This is a genomic window from Kitasatospora sp. NPDC094028, assembly GCF_049543595.1.
GTDB lineage: Bacteria > Actinomycetota > Actinomycetes > Streptomycetales > Streptomycetaceae > Kitasatospora.
Map to the genome: position 1 here is coordinate 35,394 of NZ_JBMVFA010000051.1, position 8,170 is coordinate 43,563.

The 8,170-nt window shown below is 67.7% G+C and carries 5 protein-coding genes and 1 pseudogene; 3 read left to right on the forward strand and 3 right to left on the reverse strand.

Translation table 11 applies throughout. From position 1 onward, the window contains the following. The first annotated feature begins 75 nt into the window (after nt 1-75). Nucleotides 76-1,488: a replication-relaxation family protein gene (locus ACPC54_RS39550; protein WP_498972146.1), complete on the forward strand. Its 1,413-nt coding sequence runs from the start codon at nt 76-78 to the stop codon at nt 1,486-1,488. 503 nt (nt 1,489-1,991) lie between these two features. Beyond that, nucleotides 1,992-2,525: a GNAT family N-acetyltransferase gene (locus ACPC54_RS39555; RefSeq protein ID WP_498972148.1), complete on the forward strand. Its 534-nt coding sequence runs from the start codon at nt 1,992-1,994 to the stop codon at nt 2,523-2,525. 353 nt (nt 2,526-2,878) lie between these two features. Here the strand turns inward: ACPC54_RS39555 and istB are convergent. After that, nucleotides 2,879-3,670: pseudogene (istB, locus tag ACPC54_RS39560) on the reverse strand (IS21-like element helper ATPase IstB); the annotation flags it as partial. Continuing rightward, nucleotides 3,667-5,295, reverse strand: a complete 1,629-nt coding sequence (gene istA / locus ACPC54_RS39565) for an IS21 family transposase (protein ID WP_498972154.1) — start codon at nt 5,293-5,295, stop codon at nt 3,667-3,669. The gene istA and the pseudogene istB, both read right to left, overlap by 4 nt. Before the next feature lie 1,287 nt (nt 5,296-6,582). Between istA and ACPC54_RS39570 the strand changes: the two genes are divergently transcribed. Beyond that, the gene (locus tag ACPC54_RS39570) at nt 6,583-7,326 is read left to right on the forward strand and encodes a hypothetical protein (protein WP_498972150.1); all 744 of its coding nucleotides are present in this window, start codon (nt 6,583-6,585) and stop codon (nt 7,324-7,326) included. 26 nt (nt 7,327-7,352) lie between these two features. Here the strand turns inward: ACPC54_RS39570 and ACPC54_RS39575 are convergent, their stop codons facing one another. Further along, nucleotides 7,353-7,676: a DEAD/DEAH box helicase family protein gene (locus ACPC54_RS39575; protein ID WP_498972156.1), complete on the reverse strand. Its 324-nt coding sequence runs from the start codon at nt 7,674-7,676 to the stop codon at nt 7,353-7,355. Nucleotides 7,677-8,170 lie beyond the last annotated feature (494 nt).

Consider the following 8,170-nt stretch of genomic DNA (forward strand, 5'->3'; position numbering starts at 1 on the left):
CACTTCGTGCCCTGACGGGGCAGCCTAGAGCCTCCTGCCGATGGCTGAGGCCTCTTCTGTCCAGACGCCCTCTGGGTGCTCTGCGGGGGACAGGCCCGGCGCGGTGCCGCCAACCCGAACGGTTCGACCACGGCGCTGCGCTCCGACGTCCTCGGCGCGCTCGGTGTCCTCAAGGTCGCCACCGCAGACCAGCTCCAGCGTCTGCTGCGCCCGACGGTCACCTCGAACAAGGCGGTCCGGCAGGCGCTGCGCGATCTCGCGCTGCACGGCCTGGTCGCCTCCGACGGCAACACCCGGGACCGGCACAAGACCTGGCGCCTGGAGGGCGCGGCCGGGTTGGACGCCGCCGCCGCTGTGCTCGGGATGGTCCGCTCGGAGATGGGCGGCACGGCCCGGGGCGCCGGCCGGTCCGGTGCCCAGCACGCGATGGCCGTCAACGAGACCGTGCTCGCCTTCGTCCTTGGCGGCACCGCGCCCGGAGCCGCGGGCGGGGTCGGCACCGTGACCGACTGGGCGACCGAGGTCGAGTTCGTGCTGCCGGGCGGCCGGCGCAAGGTGCGCCCGGACGGGGTGTGGCAGGTCCCGGAGATCGGGGTGCCGGTGCTGATGGTCGAGGTCGACCGCTCCACCATGGCGCCGCAGCGGGTCGCCGCGAAGTTCACCGCCTACCGCGAGCTGTTCCGCACGAAGGTCCGCGACAACGACCCGGCCCTCGCCGACCGGGAACCGGCCGACCGCACGGTGCTCTGGTGGCGGCGGGCCTGGCCCGGCACCGACGCCCAGGCCGGGTACCCGCTGGTCGCGCTGGTCGTCACCGGTGCCGGGCCCGTCGCGCTGGCGAACCGGCAGCAGGCCGTGGCGGACCTGTCGGCGGAGACGTGGGGCGGCCGGTGGCGCAGGGAGGTGCGCGACTGCAACGACGACGGCTGGCGCGTGTACGACGACGCCGTGCCCGTTGGGTCGCGATCACGCTGGAGCTGCTGGCCGAGCGCGGGCCGCTCGGGCCGGCACTGCCTCGTCGAGGCGCTGGAGAACCCGAACGACCGGGCCGCCTACGACCTGCGCCAGGCCGCCCGCGAGGACGAGGAGGACCAGGCCCACCAGGAGCTGATGGACTCCCTGGTCTGCGTCGACTGCGGCGACGTTCCCGAGGAGGAGAGCACCTGGGAGTACGGCCCCGGGGGACAGGCCGAGTGGACCCGCCGCCCGGGTGGCCGCTGCCGGCCCTGCCACCAGGACCGCGAGGAGCGCCTGGAACGGGAGGCCGAAGAGCAGCTGGAGGCCGCCCGCACGGCCAACGCCGCGCTGCGCCCGTGCTGGACGTGCCGGGGCTCGATCGGCGGGAAGGAGTGCTCGGTGCTGGAGCTGGACGAGAAGGCCGGCCCTGACCGGCTGGAGTGCCCGCAGTGCGTACAGGCCCGCGCTTGCGAAGCTGTTGCAGCCTGGCCACAGTCGTGGCGCGTTGCTCGGCCGACACCCGCCCCATGAGCAGAAGTGTCAGCAGTACGGCAAAGGACCTGCTGAGCAACGGCGTGCGAACTACACCTTCGAGCTAAACCGCCCTGAACCGCTTGCCGTGCATGCAGGGCCCGCATCCAACCATCGGCACCGCAGTGGGCGCACACGCAACCATGACCTGCCACTGACACTGCTCATGGCAAACACAGCTGACCATTCCGTGGCAGACAACCCCCCCGGCGAGGCCTGCCCTGGCTTCGTTGATGTCTGGGGACAGCGTTTGTCGACGGCTTCCGGAGGAAGTTAGTGATCAACGAGCTCGGAGATGTCGAGGAGAAATGACGGCACTGCCGTGTCCGCGAAGCGGGATGTCGGCGCAACAGGTCAGCGTGTCCCACCGGGTACAACCGAACGTGCACAGGTGCAAGGCGACACTCAGGGATGGATCTCGGTTGTCCCGCATATCGAGCGTCTGCGATCGGCGCCATGCCCCGTGGTACGACAGCTCGTTCGCCCGTGAGATGGTTGCTGTCATGACTGTTGGCGCGCCGGGCAGCGAGGTTCTACTCGAGACGAGTCGGCTGCTGCTCAGACCTTGGCGGGTAGACGAGGCTGTCGTCCAGCGTGAACTGTGGACTGAACGTGATCCACGGGTGCCGCCGCACCGCCGAATCGACGCGGACGGACACCCCACGGTCGCGGAGCTCGAGGACTTGATCCGCACCAACCAGCTGTGGTCGACCGGGTTGCTGGCGGTCGAACGGAAGGCGTCTCGTGACGTCATCGGCTATTGCGGGCTGGTCGACAGCGGGCGAGGAGCGGTAGGGGAACCGGAACTGGCATTCGAGCTGCTACGCCGAATTTGGCATCAGGGATACGCGACTGAGGCCTCGTTGGCGGTTCTGGAGTGGGCGAGATCATCGGGATACGAACGTCTGTGGGCCACCGTCTGGGACTGGAACACCGCTTCTCGCCGTGTGCTGGCCAAGGTCGGGTTCACCGAGACCGATCGGAAGGAAGTGGACGCGGTACACGGGACCACCTTGTTCACCACGATACGGCTCTGACACACCCGACGTTTGACCTTGCGGACGGATCCGTGCAGTACCGCCTGGCGACAGGTGTCCCTATTCGCGTCGGCAGGCAGAAGCGGATGCGGCACACATTCCAGGCCAGGGCGCTGGGGACGGAACATCACGGTGCCCAGCCGGGCCGTTCTCATGGGTCTCGCCAAGCCCTGTGATCGGATCGCGGTCGGCTGAAGCGTCGCACCTGTCTCCGCCCGTCTCATCGTCAATCCGCACGACGCTGTGCACATCAGCTGTACTCGGGGGTGCACGTTGACTCGCGCGCCGACACGGGACGGCCAGCCGCCCGTCGGGCGGCTGGCCGTCGAGGCAGGCAGCGGCAGGGGCCAGCCAGCCTTGGCGGGCTCCTCAGCACGTGCTCGTGTGCTCGCGAGGCGGTAGGAGTCGGTGCCGGTCTCGATGATGGTGCCGTTGAACGTCAGCCGGTCGACGATGGCCGCACACAGCCGCGGATCCGTGAACGTCTTCGTCCAGCCGCCGAACGACTCATTCGAGGCGATTGCGACGCTGTTCTTCTCCTCGCGTTCGGTCAGGACCTGGAAGAGAAGCTCGGCGCCGTGGCGGTCGAGTTCCATGTAGCCGAGTTCGTCGATGCAGAGGAGATCGACGCGACCGTAGCGGGCGATGGTCTTGTTCAGCTGCTTCTCGTCCGCGGCCTCGACCAGCTCGTTCACCAGCTTCGTCGCGAGCGTGTAGCGGACGCGGTAGCCCTTCATCGCGGCCTCGGTGCCCAGCGCGATGAGCATGTGGGACTTGCCGGTGCCGGAGTCGCCGATCAGGCAGAGCGGCTGGCTCTTCTTGATCCACTCGCAGCTGGCGAGGGTGTGGATGGTGGCCGGGTCGATGTTCGGGTTGGCGTCGAAGTCGAAGGACCGCGGGGACTTCTCCCGGGGGAAGCCGGCTGCCTTGATCCGCCTCTCCGACCTGCGGCGGGCCCGGTCGTCGCATTCGGCCATCAGCAGTTCGGCGAGGAAGCCGCGGTAGGTCATCTGGTCCTTGATCGCCCGGTCGGCGATGTCGGAGAACTCGTTGCGGATCGACGGCAGCCGCAGCAGGCGGCAGGCGGAGTCGATCGCGGCGTCGGCGGCCTGCTCGGTCAAGCCTCGCTGTCTGGGCATGGTCACTGCGCTTCTCCCTCACGGTGATCGCTGCCGCTGGTGCGGCGGCGTCGGAGCAACTGGTCGTAGTGAGACACCGAGGGCAGCGGCCTGGTGCCCGGGGGAAGATGCGCGAGGCGCCACTCGTGCAGGGACGTCACCGTTGCCGAGGGCTGGCCGAGGTTCCGGGCGTCCGGTGCGGGCTCGGTCTCGGCCTGGGCGGCCTTGCGTGCCTCCAGCGCGACCGCATCCGCGGTCATGGCCCCGGCCCGCAGAGCTGCGGCCAGGCCGGCGACGACGTGCTCGTGCTGCATGTGGCGTCCGAGCAGCAGCACCTCGATGAGCGCGCGGGTGCCGTCCCGCTCACCGTGGATCTTCATCGCTTGGGTCCACCAGGCGTCGTGCACCGGGGTGAACTTGCCAGCCGAGTGGGCCTGTTCGAGAGCGGTCGAGCCGGGGAAGGCGCCCGGTTTGCGGACCAGGACCTCCAGGTAGTGGTCCAGGTCCAGGCGGACGGCTCCCTTGGCGATCAGCCTCTCGTGCCGGGCCACTTCCACGTTCTGGTCGTAGACCACCAGGTGAGAGGCGTGAAGGGTGACCCGCACGCGCTTGCCGATCAGCCGGATGGGGACCGAGTAGCGGTTCGTGCGGACCGGGATCTGGCCGTAGCGGTCGACCCGGGGAGTGAACAGCCGGCCGGTCTCGAACGGCTCCGCCGGCAATGGCATCAGCAGTGGTCGTTCGAGCGCGAAGTCCTCGGCGATGGTCCTGGACCTGGAGCCGATTCTGCGGGCGTCGTCCTGCCGGTCCCATTGCTCGACCATCTCGTTCAGCTCGGCGAGCGAGGAGACCTCGGGGACCGGGACGAAGTGGTTGCGGCGGAAGTAGCCGATCTGGCCCTCGACGCCGCCCTTCTCATGGGCGCCCTCGATGCCCGGGCGGCAGTAGAAGCTCTCGATGCCGTAGTGCGATTTGAACGCGATCCACCGGTCCGCTTCCACCCTCGCCCGGCTCAGCCCGAGCACGCGGGCGACGGCGGCCTTGAGGTTGTCGTAGCGAACCTTGCTCCGTGGGACCCCACCCAGCGTCCGCAGCGCGTGGGCGTGGCCTTCGAAGAACGCCTCCTGGCCGCAGGAGGCGAAGACACGGTGGACGGCCTTGCCGGAATGCGACAGGCGGAAGGAGAACAGGTAGCAGGTCGCCAGCTCGCCGGCGAGGCGGATCGTGACGTCGCCGAAGTCGACCTCCGCCTCGTGACCGGGCTGGTGGGTCTGGGGGACGAACGCCTCCAGCGGGGCCTTGCCCGACTCGGCCAGGATCTCGGGCTTCCGGGCCGCGACGTAGTAGCGGACCATCCCGTAGGAGACGTCGGCGCCGTGTTCCTCGACCAGCCGGTGGAAGATTCGCGTGATCGTGTGGCGCTGTTTGCGCGGCGCGTCCAGGTCCGCCCGCAGGATCTCGTCGATCACCGGCTTGTAGCGGTCCAGTCCGGTCGCCCGCGGCGGCAGCTTCTTGCGTGGCTCCGGCCAGGACGAGTCCAGCGCCTTCCGCACCGTCCGCCATGTCACGCCGTGCTTGCGCTCAAGCTCTCGCATCGACATGCCGCCGCGGTGGTCACGCCGGATCGCCGCGTACAGCTCGACCTTCGACATCCGCGGCATGACCAGCACCTTTCACCAGGAGCATCCCGATGCTGCCCTGGCAAGAACCCTGGTGCCTCCCAAACTCGTCGATATCACCCATCCGTGGATCCGGGCGCCTCCCAAACCCATCGACAAGCGACGTCGCTACTGCTCGATAAAGCCACCCATCCGGACCGCCTGGAATGCCCCTCCTGCGAGCTCAGCCGCCGCGCCGCGATGGGCCGCCCCATCATCCTGGAGCTGCCCACCGCCCGCACCCTTCGGCGGGCTGAGAAGAGCGGCCCGCCCGACGACGACCCGTGGTGGCAGGTGCGCCTCCTCCACGCGAAGCGCTGGCCGAAGCAGGCCCGAAGCAGCGGAGAAACTCCCCGCGATATCACACAGATTCCACGCGGCCGATCAGTGCCAGACAAGCGCTGAAAGCCCAGAACGTAAGCGCATGCATTATGAACCCGCCTACCCAATTGAGGATGGGCGGGTTCGCACCTTTCCACAGGCACCCCAGAGCCACACTGCGCCATGCCAACAAAAAGCACCCCGGACACCTGCCAATTCCACGAACCCTTCGCGCAACGCTGCACAATCAACCAACCCCACACCACCAAAGAAAACCTCCTCACCCTCCTCCAGCACTACACCCACGGCCCACTCGACCCGGACCACCTTCACCACCCGGACACCGCCACCCACACCGCCCTTAACCTCCTCGCCCACCTCCTCAACACCTGACCCACCACGCTGCGCCGCCACCTGCGAGGCACCCGCCGACCGGCAGGCCGCAAACTGCGCGCCGCCGCCACCGATCTGTTCCGAAGGGAGTTCTGCGTTCAGAACCAACTCGATACCGAGGTCCGGCGGGTCCGTGAGGAGTCAGGCCGGACCCGCCGCCGCGCCGTCCTCGCAGCCCGCGAGGAAGAGGACCAGTGGCTGCGGCAAGCGGTCCTCAAGCGCTACCTGGAGAGCTGACCGAGGACCCGACCGGGCGGGGCCCGCACTGCAACGCGAGGTGCAACACGGTGCAACGCGGGCTGGGACCAAACGACAGCGTTGCGCCCTGACCTGCGTATACATCCTGGAAGAGGCCGGCCCGTCAGCCGCCCCGCAGCACTTCCCGCGCCGCGGGAAGCCGTAGAACGCGCTCCAGCAGGCGCGCTCGACCCATGTACTTGACGGGTTCCTAACCCTTAGCTTCTCGAGAGCTGCCATGCTGCTCTGATGAGCCGTCAAGACGATTTGTCTGCAGCTGGTGGAGTGGTGCAAATATGCCGCAACAACAGGTCAGGTAACATCCCCTTTGTGTGGATCGACGACATTCGCGTCGGCCAGCTACCCCCTCAAGGGGAAGTCGCATTCGCTGTGCAGCCGGGCCGCCATCGCGTGCAAGTGCGCTGGCTGCTCAGCTCGAGCACAAACGTGAAGAACAGTCAGAAATTCGACATCCTGGTAACCCCGGGTGAGGTCGTCCGATTCGAGTGCGACATCCCCTACAGCTCATGGAGAACAACGCCGATCATGCTGCGCCGCATCGGCAGCGGTTCAATACCCGAGCCTTCTGGCCCTGAGGCTGCGAATGCCCAGGTCCTGGGGCTCACGCGGACGATGCGCACCGAGGAACAGCTCGGCGAAGACGTGCGGCTGATCGACAACCGCACCAGCCCAGCCCCCGTCACACGCAGCCTGAAAGCCACTCGCGAGTGGACCCGCGCTCTGACTTTGGGTGAGAGTCGCAGCCAAACCACGGGCGGCCAGGCGGCTGCGCACCTTCTATGGCTCTCGGTGAAGGGGAGCATCGAAGCCGAACTGCAGAGCACGCTCTCGATCGCAATCGGCAGTACGCACCTGTTCGAAGAAGAGGTCAGCGTTACGGTCCCTGAACGCACCGCGGTACGGATCGTGTTGGGGTGGAAGCGCATCTGGCAGGACGGCGAAGCCCGCGTGGCACTTGCAGACAGATCAGTGCACGTCGTGCCATATAGGCTCGTGGTGAGCGTGACCTTCGACCAGAGAATCGAGGACGTCACCACCTTCATGGACAGCTAGTCCGTCGCCGGGGACCCGCTTCGCGCTCAGCTCGCGCTGCAGCTCGGCGGCGGCCGGGGAGTGCGAGCCGGTGGCCAGCAGGTCGGGCGCGGCGTTGGCCGGGGTGGTCCGCCAGAGTGGCAGGACGTAGGTGGTGCGGTCCACACGAAGCTCTTGCCCGAGCCGGTGGCCATCTGGACGGTCACCCGCAGTCCGTTCGGGGCCGGGTGTCCAGGATGAGGCGTCAGGTCCCGCACGATGGCCTCCAGCGCCTCCTCCTGGTGCCCGCGCAGCGAGACGCCACCGGCGGACTGAGCGGCCTTCAATCCAGGCTTCACGACGTTCACGAAGACGTGTCTCCCCTCACCCATTCCCGGACCCACACCAGGGACCACGCGGGAAATACTGACAGTGCCCTACTGATACATTCGACGGACCGGCCAGAGAATCGAGGCGACCGGGAATAGTGTGCGACAGAAGCGACTATCCGGCAGGATGTCAGTCCCAGACCGTGAATTCCGGTAACCGCTCGAAAACCACGGGGCCGGACCCAATTTTCGGCAGGATCACCTGACGCTCTGAGACTGATACATTGGAGACCGTTGCTCACCCTCCGAGGGTAGCGCACCCCGACCCGCCTTGAGGCCGAAACATTGGTCTTTTGGGCGTGGACTAGACCAATCTGACGGGAGCGAAGCCGGCCCGCACGCGCCCCCTCGGCACCACCCCTCCCCCAGTCAGCCCGTTTTGAGTCCAGCCATTTTCCCAGCTCAACAGCTTGATGGGGCATCAGCCCACCGGCACCATAGAGCGAAGCGGAGTGGTGCCGGCCCGGACGCGAAGCGCCGGGCCCACCCCGGCGCAG